General features: G+C 57.8%; 9 protein-coding genes. 5 read left to right on the top strand and 4 right to left on the bottom strand.

Translation table 11 applies throughout. The features are described 5' to 3' along the window. Window positions 1–320 precede the first annotated feature (320 nt). Complete coding sequence (locus EAO82_RS14165; RefSeq protein ID WP_096347304.1) at window positions 321–548, bottom strand: DUF2970 domain-containing protein; 228 nt, start codon at window positions 546–548, stop codon at window positions 321–323. A 68-nt stretch (window positions 549–616) separates the two neighbouring features. Continuing rightward, entirely contained in the window at window positions 617–4,321 is a 3,705-nt protein-coding gene (gene metH / locus EAO82_RS14160) for a methionine synthase (RefSeq protein ID WP_096347303.1), read from the bottom strand. 199 nt (window positions 4,322–4,520) lie between these two features. Here metH and nfuA point away from each other — a divergent pair, with 199 nt between their 5' ends. Both nfuA and EAO82_RS14150 read left to right on the top strand, forming a co-directional pair. After that, window positions 4,521–5,105, top strand: coding sequence for a Fe-S biogenesis protein NfuA (gene nfuA / locus EAO82_RS14155; protein WP_096347302.1), 585 nt, complete (start codon window positions 4,521–4,523; stop codon window positions 5,103–5,105). 128 nt (window positions 5,106–5,233) lie between these two features. After that, the gene (locus EAO82_RS14150) at window positions 5,234–6,166 is read left to right on the top strand and encodes a chemotaxis protein CheV (RefSeq protein ID WP_096347301.1); all 933 of its coding nucleotides are present in this window, start codon (window positions 5,234–5,236) and stop codon (window positions 6,164–6,166) included. A gap of 29 nt (window positions 6,167–6,195) precedes the next feature. Here the strand turns inward: EAO82_RS14150 and EAO82_RS14145 are convergent, their stop codons facing one another. After that, the gene (locus tag EAO82_RS14145) at window positions 6,196–8,142 is read right to left on the bottom strand and encodes a transglycosylase SLT domain-containing protein (protein ID WP_096347300.1); all 1,947 of its coding nucleotides are present in this window, start codon (window positions 8,140–8,142) and stop codon (window positions 6,196–6,198) included. Between the two features lie 195 nt (window positions 8,143–8,337). Between EAO82_RS14145 and EAO82_RS14140 the strand changes: the two genes are divergently transcribed. After that, window positions 8,338–10,272 (top strand): ATP-binding cassette domain-containing protein, encoded by a 1,935-nt coding sequence (locus EAO82_RS14140; RefSeq protein ID WP_096347299.1) that lies wholly within the window; start codon window positions 8,338–8,340, stop codon window positions 10,270–10,272. 320 nt (window positions 10,273–10,592) lie between these two features. On the opposite strand, the gene EAO82_RS14135 is transcribed toward EAO82_RS14140, so the two are convergent. Beyond that, entirely contained in the window at window positions 10,593–11,036 is a 444-nt protein-coding gene (locus EAO82_RS14135; RefSeq protein ID WP_096347298.1) for a universal stress protein, read from the bottom strand. Window positions 11,037–11,129: 93 nt separating this feature from the next. On the opposite strand from EAO82_RS14135, the gene EAO82_RS14130 reads away from it, so the two are divergent. Continuing rightward, complete coding sequence (locus EAO82_RS14130; RefSeq protein ID WP_096347297.1) at window positions 11,130–11,567, top strand: hypothetical protein; 438 nt, start codon at window positions 11,130–11,132, stop codon at window positions 11,565–11,567. Between the two features lie 315 nt (window positions 11,568–11,882). Beyond that, on the top strand, window positions 11,883–14,030 hold the full coding sequence (fadB, locus tag EAO82_RS14125; protein ID WP_153274295.1) for a fatty acid oxidation complex subunit alpha FadB: 2,148 nt from the start codon (window positions 11,883–11,885) through the stop codon (window positions 14,028–14,030). Window positions 14,031–14,050 lie beyond the last annotated feature (20 nt).

The raw sequence follows: 14,050 nt of genomic DNA, 5'->3' as shown, positions 1-14,050 counted from the left end.
TTCCTATAAAAGCGCATTTCGGGGTTTGACAGGCGGGCACAGGCAGGCTTAACGTTAGTGTGTCTGTGCCCATAACAATTAAAAGGATCGCCATGATGAACGAACACGACCTGCAGGAAACGTCCAACACTGACAGTCACCTTGATGCCTTTGCTGCCGTCGCCCTGATTTTGATCGCGGTGATTACTGCGGTGATCTGGGTCAGCAATAGCTGATAGTCACGTTCGATATCACGTTTTACTGATGTAGCGTTTCAACACCGTTCAAAACCCAAGTTTTCACCTTCCGGCCAGCCTGTCTTTGCGCTGGCCGGATGCGTTTCAGATACCCGCCAGATGCAGCACGCCTTTCACCACGCCAAAAATGATCAGTATGAACAGCAGCGTGAAAAGCACGCCGGCAATGATGAAGTGCGAGGGCTTACCCTTGGTAAAATCCCGCTCGCGTGCCTTGTTACTATGCACCCCCAGAGCTGCCCAGAGCACACTGGAAAGGGTTTCCCTTAGAGTCATGCCTTCCGGCTTTTCTTGCTTGTGCGGGTCGCTCATCATTGCCTCTTTGTTAAGCCAGCCTATGCGCATCATGGCACAGGCTAGCGGTCGGTCAAGTCAGCGGATCAATTGTCGTAGGACAGGTTCGGCGACAACCAGCGCTCGGTGATACTCAGTTCCTGCCCTTTGCGCTCGTTATACGACTCGACCTGATCCTTGGTGATCTTACCCACGGCAAAATATTTCGACTCCGGGTGCGAGAAGTACCAGCCGCTGACGGCTGCGGTCGGGAACATGGCGAAACTTTCGGTCAGGGTCACGCCGCAGTTCTGCTCGGGATCCAGCAGGCTGAACAGCGTGGCCTTCTCGGTATGATCCGGGCAGGCCGGGTAGCCTGGGGCAGGGCGGATGCCCTGGTATTTTTCCTTGATCAGTTGGTCGTTATCCAACTGCTCGTCACCAGCATACCCCCAATAACGGGTGCGTACCTCACGGTGCAACCATTCGGCGCAGGCTTCGGCCAGACGGTCGGCCAGAGCCTTGACCATGATCGCGTTGTAATCGTCGTTCTTGGCTTCGTATTCCTTGGCCAACTCTTCGGCACCGATACCGGCGGTAGTAATAAAGCCGCCGACGTAATCGGTTTTGCCCGAGGCCTTGGGCGCGACGTAATCGGCCAGCGACTGGCTGGGCTTGTTGTCCGGCTTGATGCCCTGTTGGCGCAGGTGGTGCAGGGTGGCAATGTCTTTACCCTGTTCATCGAACAGGGCGATATCATCGTCATCGACCTGATTAGCCGGCCAGAAACCGAGCACCGCCTTGGCGCGGATCAGCTTCTCGTCGATCATCCGCTTGAGCATCGCCTGGGCGTCGGAGAAGAGGCTGCGCGCGGCTTCGCCGACTACTTCATCCTCAAGGATGCGCGGGTATTTGCCGGCCAGATCCCAGGAGATGAAGAACGGAGTCCAGTCGATAAATTCAACCAGTTGCGCCAGGTCGATATCGTCCAGTGTCTTGATGCCGGTAAAGGTCGGCACCGGTGGCTGGTAGTTATCCCAGTCCAGTTGCAGTTTGTTGGCCTTGGCCTGCTCGTAGCTCAGGTACTGGGTGCGGGCGCTACGGTTAGCGGTGCGTTCACGTACCACTTCGTAATCCGCACGGATCTTGGCGATATAGTCCGGCTTGATTTCCTTGGACAGCAGGCTGGTGGCTACACCCACAGCGCGCGAGGCGTCGGTGACGTAGATCACTGCATCATTCTTGTAGTGCGGCTCGATCTTCACCGCTGTGTGCGCCTTGGAAGTAGTCGCGCCGCCAATCATCAGCGGCAGAGTAAAGCCCTGGCGCTGCATTTCCTTGGCGACGTGGACCATCTCATCCAGCGACGGAGTGATCAGACCGGACAGGCCGATGATGTCGCACTTTTCTTCAATCGCGGTTTTCAGGATCTTGTCCGCTGGCACCATCACGCCCATATCGACCACGTCGTAGCCGTTACAGCCGAGGACCACGCCGACAATGTTCTTGCCGATGTCGTGCACGTCGCCCTTGACCGTGGCCATGAGGATCTTGCCCTTGGCTTCGGGCTTGTCGCCCTTTTCCAGTTCGATAAAGGGAATCAGGTGCGCGACTGCCTGCTTCATCACGCGGGCAGATTTGACCACCTGCGGCAGGAACATCTTGCCGGCACCGAACAGGTCGCCCACGATATTCATGCCGGCCATCAGCGGGCCTTCGATCACTTCAATCGGGCGCGCGCATTGCTGACGGGCTTCTTCGGTATCGTCGATGATGAACGCGGTGATGCCCTTGACCAGCGAATGCTCCAGACGCTTGTTCACGTCCCAGCCGCGCCACTCTTCGCTTTCCGCTTCCTTGACGCTGCCGTCGCCCTTGTATTCATCGGCTACGGCCAGCAACGCATCGGTGCCGCCGGGTGAGCGGTTGAGCACCACGTCTTCAACGATATCGCGCAGCTTCTTCGGGATCTCGTCGTAGATTTCCAACTGGCCGGCGTTAACGATACCCATAGTCAGGCCGTTGCGAATCGCATGCAGCAGGAACACCGAGTGGATCGCCTCACGCACCGGGTTGTTGCCACGGAACGAGAAGGACACGTTGGACACGCCGCCGGAGGTCAGCGCGTAGGGCAGTTCGTCACGGATATAGGCACAGGCCTCGATAAAGTCGACGGCGTAGTTGTTGTGCTCTTCGATACCGGTGGCGATGGCGAAGATGTTCGGGTCAAAGATGATGTCTTCCGGCGGAAAGCCGACTTCATTGACCAGAATGTCGTAAGAGCGCTTGCAGATCTCGCGCTTGCGCGCGGCAGTATCGGCCTGGCCCTGTTCGTCAAAGGCCATGACCACCACGGCCGCGCCGTAGCGCTTGCACAGGCGCGCCTGCTGCTTGAACTGCTCGACGCCTTCCTTCATGGAGATCGAGTTGACGATGCCCTTGCCCTGGATGCATTTCAGGCCGGCTTCGATCACTTCCCATTTGGACGAGTCGATCATGATCGGCACGCGGGAGATATCCGGCTCGCCGGCAATCAGATTCAGGAAGGTGACCATCGCCTTCTTCGAATCCAGCATGCCCTCATCCATGTTGATGTCGATTATCTGCGCGCCGGCTTCAACCTGCTGCAGGGCGACTTCCAGGGCTTCGGTGTAGTTGTCCTCACGGATCAGCCGGGCGAAGCGGGCAGAGCCGGTAATGTTGGTACGCTCGCCAACGTTGACGAACAGCGAGCTGCGGTCAATCGTGAATGGCTCAAGGCCGGACAGGCGGCAGGCCTTGGGAATGTCCGGGATGGCGCGTGGCGGATACTTGGCGACGGCTTTGGCGATCGCTTCGATATGTGCCGGCGTCGTACCACAGCAGCCGCCAACAATATTCAGGAAGCCTGCCTGAGCAAACTCTTCAATGATCGCCGCGGTTTGCTCGGACATTTCGTCGTATTCACCGAACTCGTTCGGCAGGCCGGCATTCGGGTGAGCGGAGATATGCGTGGCGGCCTTGTCGGACAGCTCTTCCAGATAGGGGCGCAGTTCCTTGGCACCCAGCGCGCAGTTCAGGCCGACGGAAATGGGTTTGGCATGGCAGACCGAGTTCCAGAAGGCTTCGGTAGTCTGCCCTGACAGGGTACGGCCGGAGGCGTCGGTGATGGTGCCGGAGATCATGATCGGCAGTTCCACGCCCAACTGGTCGAAGGTTTCCTGCACAGCGAAGATCGCTGCCTTGGCATTCAGCGTATCGAAAATGGTTTCTATCAGAATCAGGTCGGCGCCACCTTCGATCAGACCCTTGGTCGAATTGATGTAGTCCTCAACCAGTTGGTCGAAAGTGATATTGCGGTAACCGGGGTTGTTGACGTCGGGCGACAGCGAACAGGTGCGGCTGGTCGGCCCCAGTACACCGGCGACAAAGCGCGGGCGCTCCGGCGTTTCAGCGGTTTTCTCGTCGCATACGCGACGAGCCAGGCGCGCGCCTTCCAGGTTCAGCTCATAGGCCAGGTCCTGCATGCCGTAGTCGGCCTGGGAGACGCTGGTGGAGTTGAAGGTATTGGTCTCGATGATGTCTGCGCCGGCATCCAGGTAGGCCTTTTCCATAGCCGCAATCGCGTCTGGCTGGGTAATCACCAGCAGATCATTGTTGCCTTTCAAGTCCGACGGCCAGTCGGCAAAACGCTCTCCACGGAAGTCGTTTTCTTCGAACTTGTAGCTCTGGATCATCGTGCCCATACCGCCATCAAGTATCAGAATGCGCTCACGCAGGGCAGCATTCAGGGCGTTCAGGCGGGCGTTGCGATCAGACTGTTGCGCAGACATTGATACTCCGGACTCTGTTACACACGGGTAAGACACACGGAAAAGCCCGCCATTCTAACAGATGCGCAGCGCACACTGAACGCCAAGCGCTTGGCTATCTGTAAGCAGAGGAAATAACCTAGTGGAAAGGTAGGACTTTATTCGCCGAGTGCAATCCCGTACACTAGCGGCATTAAAGTCATTGAGTACGAGGCAATTCATGGCAGGCATTTTGTTGACAACCGCGGCGCAGGAATACCTGGGCGATCTGCTTTCCAAGCAGGATACTGACGGTATAGGCATCCGCGTTTTCATTACTCAGCCGGGTACGCCCTATGCTGAAACCTGTATCGCCTACTGCAAACCCGGTGAAGAAAAGCCGGAAGACCGCATGATTCCGCTGGAGCCTTTCAATGTCTGGCTGGATTCGGTCAGCGAGCCCTTTCTGGAAGATGCGGTAGTGGATTACGCGGTCGACCGCATGGGCGGCCAACTGACCATCAAGGCGCCCAACGCCAAGGTGCCGATGGTTAACGCCGACAGCCCGCTGAATGAACGCATCAACTACCTGCTGCAGACCGAGATCAACCCCGGGCTGGCCAGCCACGGTGGTGAGGTCAAGCTGATCGACGTGGTTGAGGATGGCGTCGCCATTCTGCAATTCGGCGGTGGCTGCCAGGGTTGTGGCATGGTCGATGTGACCTTGAAAGAGGGCATCGAAAAAACCATGGTCGAGCGCATTCCGGAAATTACCGCCGTGCGTGACGTGACTGACCACACCGTGAAAGAAAACGCTTACTACTAAGCCATTTTCATCTCCGGCTATTAAATGCGGTGCAGCCCTTCAGAATCTACTGAAATGGCAGATAACCTTGGACTGGGCTGAAAGCCTGAGTTAGAAGTTAATCTGTCATTTCAACTGCGAGGCTTTCCATGGCTGGAGTTCTGGATACCGTCAACCAACGAACGCGTCTGGTCGGTGAAAACCGGCTGGAGATTCTGTTGTTCCGGTTGGCTGGCCATCAGCTATTTGCACTGAACGTATTCAAGATCCGCGAAGTCTTGCAGTTGCCCCGGCTGACGCAAATGCCTCAGCGTGCCCCGCACGTGGCCGGTGTGATTCATCTGCGTGGCCAGACCTTACCGGTTATCGATCTGTCCGGTGCTATCGGCATGCGCCCGCAGCAGGCGTTGCCGGACAGTACCATCATCATCACTGAATACAATCGCTCGGTGCAGGCGTTTCTGGTCGGTGGCGTTGATCGCATCATGAATCTTAACTGGGACTCTGTGCAGCCGCCGCCACGCGGGGCAGGGCGCACGCATTACCTGACTGCCATTACCCGTCTGGATGATCAGCGTCTGGTAGAAATTATCGACGTGGAGAAAGTGCTGGCGGAAATCGTGCCGTTCAATGCCAAGGTCAGCGAAGGTTTGCTGGATGACGAGCTATTGAGCAAGGCTCGCGGCCGTGAAGTGCTGCTGGTGGACGATTCGCCAACGGGTATCAATCAGCTGCGCGAGACCCTGTCACAGCTGGATCTGAAGATGCACGTGGCGACTGATGGCTTGCGTGCGTTACGTCAGCTGCAGGCCTGGGCAGACGAAGATGAAAACATCTCACAGCGGCTGCTCATGGTGATTACCGATGCGGAAATGCCGGAGATGGATGGCTACCGCCTGACCTCGGAAATCCGCAAGGATCCACGCCTGAAGGATCTGTACGTGGTACTGCATACCTCACTGTCCGGTAACTTCAACAAGGCCATGGTCGAGAAGGTCGGCTGTGATGGCTTTCTCTCCAAGTTCCAGCCCGACCAGCTGGTTGAGGTGGTTCGCGAGCGTCTGAGGCTACTCGAGGAGTAGCCCCGGAAACTACTGGACTCAGGCGCGTTTCAGCGCCGGTCCAGGTAGCGCTCGTGTTGTTCCATCACCGGCTGCTGAATGCCCAACTTGTTCCCATAGATGACCGCGTAGCTAAGCACGCTCTGTACATAGGTGCGGGTCTCGTCGAAGGGAATGGTCTCGATCCAGATATCCGATGGCAGCGGCTGCATATCCCGCGTCCACTGGCGTACGCGGCCAGGGCCGGCGTTGTAAGCGGCCGAAGCTAGCACCCGATTACCCTGAAACTGATTGTGCAACTGGGATAGATAGGCCGTGCCCAGGGCGATATTGCGCTCGGGAATCAGCACGTCGTTCGGGTTGCTCAGGTTGATACCATAGCGCTGCGCTGTCTCCCGGGCAGTGGCTGGCATCAGCTGCATCAGGCCCATAGCGCCGGCGTGGGAGCGCGCATCGGCCATAAAGGCGCTTTCCTGGCGAGTAATGGCGTAGACCCAGGGAGAACCAAGCCGGCGCGCCTGTGCCTGTGCACGGATCGAGTCTTCATAGGCCATCGGGAAGCGGATATCCAGGTCATCCCAATACTGCGCTTGGCTGATGCCGCGAATCGCCGGGAAGTACCATTCCATATCCTTGGCCATGACTGCCTGAGCGATCATTTCCTCGCGGCTGAAAAAGCGAGCGACGTGGTACCACTCGCGGCGCGCGTCGACAATCTGCCCGCGGGCGAAAAATTCACGTGCGCGGCGGATACCGCCAGTATTGCTGACCTTGCTAAAGACCTTGGGATCCACATGTGCGGGGGTGTGATTCAGTGCATAGGGCTTGTTGCTGCGCTCGGCGGCTAAAAAGCCGTAGAAATCCCGTTGCTCAGCCAGGCTGGCGTATTCAGTCACCAGTTCACCGACCTCTGGTTGCGCCAGTTGCTGGCTGCGTAGCTTCCAATAACGCCAGCGATTTTGCTCCTGCATGCTTTCGGGCATGCTGCTGGTCAGCGTGCGTGCGGTGTCATATTCACCGCTGCGCAGCGCCAAGCGGATACGCCATTCGCTGATCTGATCGTCTTTCATTGCCGGATCGTTGGCTGCCATAAACGGCAGTGCCGCAGGGTTGTGTCGGCGGGCCATGCGCGTACCGATGTCGCGGGTGATCGCCAGGCGGTCAGCTTCTTTATAGGGCAAGTCACGATAATTCGGCCAGAGCGCCATCGCGGTGGCCGGATCGTCACGGCTCATGCGGCGCAGCGATACGGTGGCAATGTCTGCCAGCTTGTCGGCAGGTTTGCCCGCTCCAGGGCGGAAGTTACCAAACTGGTTGAGACCTTGCGGCTTGGTGGCGGTGTCGACAAAGAGTTCCGCCAGCGCTTTCTGGCTGGGCAGGTAGCGAGTCAGATAGCGGGCGAGGGCGTCTTGCCGGTACAGCAGCGCTTCGCGAATACGGGCCCAGGCGACATCTTCGGTCAGGCCGCCGGCAGCACGCCAGCGGTCAAATAGCGGATCGCAGTCCTTGGGCTGCGAACGGCCTACGGTCCACAGCTCCTGCGCGCGCTGCATGGCCTCAACCTGATTGCCCTCACGCCAGCGCTGGAAGGCGATCTGGCAGTCGATGCCAGCGTTCTGGCTGTGGGTGTCGTAGTTCTCATTCAATTGACGCCATTCACCGTCGCGGGCGAGGCGGCGCAGCCAGTCGTTCTTCAGGCGCTGGGCGGTGGGCAAATCGCCATGCGCGACAAAAAAGTTCTGCATTTCCTGGTGGCTGACCGCATTGCCACGTTGTTGCAGTGCTTCGAGCAGCAGATAAGGGTAGAGCGGGTAGTCGCGCAATTGATTTTTAAGTGTTTCATAGCGCTGCATCTGGCCGCCCTTGAGCGCGGCCATGGCTTGATCATATTGCTGGCGTTGCTGCAGCGTGTCGGCTTGCAGGCTTTGACTGGCCAGCAGCGAAGTAAGAATAAGGCCGGCGGCTAACTTTATTTTTTTCAATTGCTTGAAGGGCATTGTTCATCCTGACCCGAGGGCCATTAATAGAATGGTGAAGGCGTGGGATCGGCACCGCACTGCTGCGATTCGGCACATCCAGATGGCCCGAGTTTAGCGGTTTGTCTGCTAGGGGCATAGGGGCGTCATGCAAAGTACGGGCAGCGCTGCGCCGCAACAGGTAGAATGCCGCCCTGATTAATTAAAAGGTGTGTTATGGCGCTGCTTTCATTTACCGATGTTTCCCTGGCCTATGGCCTGAATCCACTGTTAACCAAGGTCGGCTTTCAGCTTGATCGTGGTGAGCGCGTCTGTCTGATCGGCCGTAACGGTGCTGGCAAGTCGAGCCTGTTCAAGCTGCTCAACGGCGAGCAAAACAGTGATGAGGGAGAGATCTGGTACGCGCCCGGCTTGAAGATCGGGCAACTGCCGCAGGAATTGCCCAAGGCCGACGACAGCCTGGTGTACGACGTGGTCGCAGCTGGTCTGGCTGGCGTGGGTGATCTGCTTGCCGAATACCACCACCTGATCCACGGCGAAATGGGCGAGGCCGAGCTGGAGCGTCTGGAGAAAGTCCAGGAGCGTCTCGAGGCGAAAGACGGTTGGCGTTTGAACCAGTTGGTTGAAACCACGCTGACGCGGCTGGGTTTGCCGGCTGAGAAGAAGATGTCCGAGCTCTCCGGTGGTTGGCGTCGACGCGTATTGTTGGCCCAGGCGCTGGTTTCAGAGCCCGATGTGCTGCTGCTCGACGAGCCCACCAACCACCTGGATATTCACACCATCGCCTGGCTGGAACAGGTGCTGCTGGATTTCCGCGGCGCCGTACTGTTCATCACCCACGATCGTCAATTCCTGCAGGCATTGGCGACGCGCATCATGGAGCTGGACCGTGGTCAGTTGATTGACTGGCAGGGCGGCTACCTGAGCTTTCTTGAGCATAAAGAGCAACAACTGGCCGCAGAAGCCACGGCTAACGCGTTGTTTGACAAGCGTTTGGCCCAGGAAGAGGTCTGGATTCGCCAGGGCATCAAGGCCCGCCGCACCCGTAACGAAGGCCGCGTGCGGGCGTTGAAGGAAATGCGCAACGAGCGTGCTCAGCGTCTTGAGCGTCAGGGCAAGGCCAGTTTCCAGCTGGAAACCGCAGACTCTTCCGGCAAGCGCGTGATCGAGCTCGACAAGGTCAGCTTCGCCTGGCCGGGCCACGTGCCCTTGGTACGTAACCTGAACTTGAACGTGCTGCGCGGCGACCGTATCGGTCTGATCGGCAACAACGGTTCGGGCAAGACCACGCTGCTCAAGCTGCTGCTCGGCAAGCTCGAGCCCACCAGCGGTAGCGTCAAGCACGGTACCAAGCTGGAAGTGGCCTATTTTGACCAGTTGCGCGCCCAGCTTGATCTGGAAGCCACGGTGATCGACAACATCTCCGAAGGTCGCGATTTTATCGAGATCAACGGCGAGCGCCGCCATGTAATCAGCTACCTGGGCGATTTCCTGTTTTCACCTGAGCGTGCACGCACGCCGGTCAAGGCTTTGTCTGGCGGTGAACGTGCGCGCTTGCTGCTGGCACGCCTGTTCAGCAAGCCAGCCAACATGCTGGTACTGGATGAGCCAACCAACGACCTGGATGTGGAAACCCTGGAACTGCTGGAAGAAGTGCTGGCCGGCTTTGACGGTACCGTGCTGATCGTCAGCCACGACCGGGCCTTCCTCGACAACGTGGTTACCAGCAGCCTGGTCTTTGAGGGCCATGGCAATGTGCGTGAGTACGTGGGCGGCTACGCCGACTGGCTGCGCCAGGGCGGCAAGATCGAGATGCTGGCCGAGTGGGATTCCAAGGCCATGGCAACGGATACGCCTGCCGAAGCGGCACCCGCAGTTGCGCCGACATCTGCAGCAGAGCCAGCCGCCCCAGCACCAGCCAAAGTCAAACTGAGCTATAAAATCCAGCGAGAGCTGGACGGATTGCCTGCAGTGATGGAGAAGCTGGAAGCTGAACTGGCGGCCCTTCAGGCCAAGGTCAATGATCCAACGTTCTATCAGCAATCCATGGAAAAAACGACCTCGGTACTGGATGCCATGGCCGCAAAACAGGCTGAACTGGACAAGGCGATGGAGCGCTGGGCGGAATTGGAGGATATGGCGGGCGGTTAGGCGGCGTTGCCTAGTTCATCCTAGCCAACTTCCGGATTCATTGGGGGGAGGGTAAATCGAGACTGTACTTTGTGTGCGTGGGGAGCGGTGCAGCCGACCTCCGCCTGGATTCCCGCCTTCGCGGGAATGACGAGGTTTTGGGTGGCGGTGACGGTTTGAGCGATGGTTTGAGCAATAAGATGGTTTGAGCAAAAAATCGTGCTGCGTCAGCAACGTCATCCCCGCGAAGGCGGGGATCCATTTTGACTTTGGGTTTAAATATTCAAAGAAAAGGTGGAGACGTGGCGGCGGCCCCCAGACTTGCAGCTTCGCTTCAGCGCTCAGCCTTTCTTCTTCTTGGCCAACCGCACCGCAATAACATCACAAGGCGCGCCGTGCAGTACGTCGTTCGCGGTAGAGCCGAGGAGCAGGGCGAGGCCATGACGGCCGTGGCTGCCGACGACGATCAAATCGCACTGCTGGTCAGTAGCGACACGATGGATCTCCTGACGCGGATGGCCAAAGGCGATCTGCATCTGCTCTTCCGGCAGTGAATAATCGTTGGCAAACAGCGTCATCCGTTCGCGGGCTTGCTCGAACTGCTGCTGTTGCAGCATGGACAGGTCCATGGGTACATCGCCGCCGTAGGCCATAGCCAGGGGTTCGACAACATGCAGCAGGGTCAGTCGGGCATCCAGTGCCTTGGCCAGAGCCATGGCATGGTCGGCAACCGCTCGGCATTCATCTATAAGATCTACGGCGACCAACACGTGAGAGTAGAGCATGCAGGTTTCTCCTGTTTTTCCGTTCGATAGTAACAGTCTTTGCGCGTCAGTCCAGCATCCAGAGCACGCGGCCTGGTACCGCTGCGTGCCCTCATGAGCTGGATCATCGTTGGTGTGGTGGCGGCCATACTGGTAGCCAACCTGTTCAAGCTCATGCCCCGCGGGCGCATCATGCATATCCAGCGGTTACGAGAGGAGGCGCGCAAGCTTGGCTTCCGGGTAGAGAGGCAGTTGCAGGCCGACCACAATCCGCTTCTGGAGCATTGCGTGGGTTACCGCAAATCGCTCACCCGCTGCCCCATGAGCCAGGAGTTCAGTTGCCAGCGAACCGAGTCCGGCTGGACCTGGTTGCTGGGCAGCCCGGAGAGTTCGGGTGCTCAGCCAGTGCTGGATGCGCTTCCCGAGGGCATTCGCCGGATTGATCGGCAGTCGTTCTCGGTGTTGGTGTTCTGGATAGAGCCGCAGACGCTGGAGCCTTTGATGGAGCTGGATCGAGCGTTAGCATTGTTGCCCGAAGCGACCCAGTCATAGCGGCAAATGGCTATCTCGTTCGGATGTTATGTTGTTTATTGATTTCGTTTTTATCCTCTTGTTTTAGAAAGGAAATGAATCAGAAAACCGCATGCTTGAATGCCGCTGACAGCCCCGCCTGATTGACAACAGCGGCGATTTGCACGAAGGTGTGCGCACCCGAATCAAACAAGCGTATGAATTTTTCTGGCCTGGCCAGAACAAACTATCGCCGGGAACCATCATGGCATCCTCCGGGTTGTCAGGCTGCATCATCGATTCAGCCTGTTCCGGGAAGGTGTTTCTCAAGTGCTTTCATAGCGTGGAGATCAGTTGATGATTTACGAAGGTAAAGCCATCACGGTTCAAGCCCTTGAAGACGGCATCGTCGAGCTCAAGTTCGATCTGCAGGGCGAGTCTGTCAACAAGTTCAATCGTGCCACCCTGGCGGAGCTGCAAGCTGCCGTCGAGGCCATTCAGTCCAATAGCAGCGTCAAGGGCGTTATCGTCAGCAGCGGCAAAGACGTGTTCATCGTCGGTGCTGACATCAACGAGTTCGTTGAGACGTTCCAACTGCCCGAAGCTGACCTGGTTGCTGGCAACCTGGAGGCCAATCAGATCTTCAATGCCTTTGAAGACCTCAACGTCCCCACTGTGGCTGCCATCAATGGCATGGCGCTGGGCGGCGGTTTTGAAATGTGCCTGGCCTGTGATTATCGCGTTATGGCCGCCAGCGCCAAGGTCGGCCTGCCGGAAGTCAAACTGGGTATCTACCCGGGCTTTGGCGGTACCGTACGTACCCCACGTCTGATCGGCGTTGATAACGCTATCGAGTGGATCTGTGGCGGTTCCGAGAACCGTGCAGACAAGGCCCTGAAAATGGGTGCCGTTGATGCGGTTGTTGAAGACGCCAAGCTGCATGCTGCTGCTCTGGACCTGGTCAAGCGCGCCATCAGTGGCGAGCTGGACTTCAAGGCCAAGCGTCAGCCCAAGCTGGAAAAGATCAAGCTCAACACCATCGAACAGATGATGGCGTTCGAAACCGCTAAAGGTTTCGTTGCTGGCCAGGCTGGCCCGAACTATCCAGCCCCGGTTGAAGCGATCAAGACTATCCAGAAAGCCGCAGCCCATGGCCGCGAAAAAGCGCTGGAAATCGAAGCCGCTGGTTTTGCCAAGTTGGCCAAGACTTCCGTTGCTCAGGCGCTGGTTGGTCTGTTCCTGAATGATCAAGCGCTGAAAGGCAAAGCCAAGCAGTACGACAAGCAAGCCGCTGACGTTAAGCTGGCTGCGGTACTGGGTGCGGGCATCATGGGTGGCGGTATCGCTTTCCAGTCTGCTTCCAAAGGCACGCCGATCCTGATGAAGGATATTCGCGAAGAAGGCATCCAGATGGGTCTGGACGAGGCTGCCAAGCTGCTCGGCAGCCGTGTCGCCAAGGGCCGCATGAAGCCTGACCAGATGGCCGTTGCGCTGAACGCGATTCGCCCGACCATGTCCTACGGTGATTTCGGCAATGTCGATATCGTGGTAGAAGCGGTCGTCGAGAACCCCAAGATCAAGCAATCTGTGCTGGCTGAGGTGGAAGGTCACGTGCGTGAAGATGCGATCATCGCTTCCAACACTTCGACCATCTCCATCACTTACCTGGCCCAGGCGCTCAAGCGTCCGGAAAACTTCTGCGGCATGCACTTCTTCAACCCCGTGCACATGCTGCCCCTGGTTGAAGTTATCCGCGGCGAGAAGTCCAGCGAGAAGGCGATTGCCACTACCGTTGCCTACGCCAAGAAAATGGGCAAGACCCCAGTTGTTGTTAACGACTGCCCGGGCTTCCTGGTTAACCGCGTATTGTTCCCTTACTTCGGCGGCTTTGCTCGCCTGGTGAACATGGGTGCAGACTTCCAGCGCGTCGACAAGGTCATGGAGAAGTTTGGCTGGCCCATGGGCCCGGCTTACCTGCTGGACGTAGTAGGCCTGGATACCGGTCACCACGGTCGTGATGTCATGGCTGAAGGTTACCCGGATCGCATGGCTGATAACGTGCGTACCGCCGCTGACGTCATGTATGACGAAGGCCGTCTGGGTCAGAAGACCGGCAAGGGCTTCTACGCGTACGAGACTGACAAGAAGGGCAAGCCGAAGAAAGTTGTCGATCCGCAAGCCTATGAGCTGATCAAGCCAGTCGTGCAGGAGAACCGCGAGTTCACTGACGAAGAAATCATCGAGATCATGATGGTTCCGCTGTGCCTTGAGACCGTTCGCTGCCTGGAAGACGGCATTGTTGAAAGTGCTGCCGACGCCGACATGGGTCTGATCTACGGTATCGGCTTCCCGCCCTTCCGTGGTGGTGCGCTGCGCTATATCGACACCCTGGGTGTGGCTGAGTTTGTGGCCATTGCAGACAAGTACGCCGAATTTGGTCCCATGTATGCGCCGACTGAAAAGTTGCGTGAAATGGCCAAGAACGGCCAGAAATTCTTCGGTTAACCGCGGAACGCACAGAGCGA

Source organism: Halopseudomonas pelagia, from assembly GCF_009497895.1.
Classification (GTDB): Bacteria; Pseudomonadota; Gammaproteobacteria; order Pseudomonadales; family Pseudomonadaceae; genus Halopseudomonas; species Halopseudomonas pelagia_A.
The sequence above is the reverse complement of the archived record's forward strand: the minus strand, read 5'-3'. Positions and strand labels throughout refer to the sequence as shown.

What these genes read in the sequence shown, in the direction of transcription:
- EAO82_RS14165 (WP_096347304.1), bottom strand. Translation starts at nt 548, where the DNA reads ATGAGCGACCCGCACAAGCAAGAAAAGCCGGAAGGCATGACTCTAAGG.
- metH (WP_096347303.1), bottom strand. Translation starts at nt 4,321, where the DNA reads ATGTCTGCGCAACAGTCTGATCGCAACGCCCGCCTGAACGCCCTGAAT.
- nfuA (WP_096347302.1), top strand. Translation starts at nt 4,521, where the DNA reads ATGGCAGGCATTTTGTTGACAACCGCGGCGCAGGAATACCTGGGCGAT.
- EAO82_RS14150 (WP_096347301.1), top strand. Translation starts at nt 5,234, where the DNA reads ATGGCTGGAGTTCTGGATACCGTCAACCAACGAACGCGTCTGGTCGGT.
- EAO82_RS14145 (WP_096347300.1), bottom strand. Translation starts at nt 8,142, where the DNA reads ATGCCCTTCAAGCAATTGAAAAAAATAAAGTTAGCCGCCGGCCTTATT.
- EAO82_RS14140 (WP_096347299.1), top strand. Translation starts at nt 8,338, where the DNA reads ATGGCGCTGCTTTCATTTACCGATGTTTCCCTGGCCTATGGCCTGAAT.
- EAO82_RS14135 (WP_096347298.1), bottom strand. Translation starts at nt 11,036, where the DNA reads ATGCTCTACTCTCACGTGTTGGTCGCCGTAGATCTTATAGATGAATGC.
- EAO82_RS14130 (WP_096347297.1), top strand. Translation starts at nt 11,130, where the DNA reads ATGAGCTGGATCATCGTTGGTGTGGTGGCGGCCATACTGGTAGCCAAC.
- fadB (WP_153274295.1), top strand. Translation starts at nt 11,883, where the DNA reads ATGATTTACGAAGGTAAAGCCATCACGGTTCAAGCCCTTGAAGACGGC.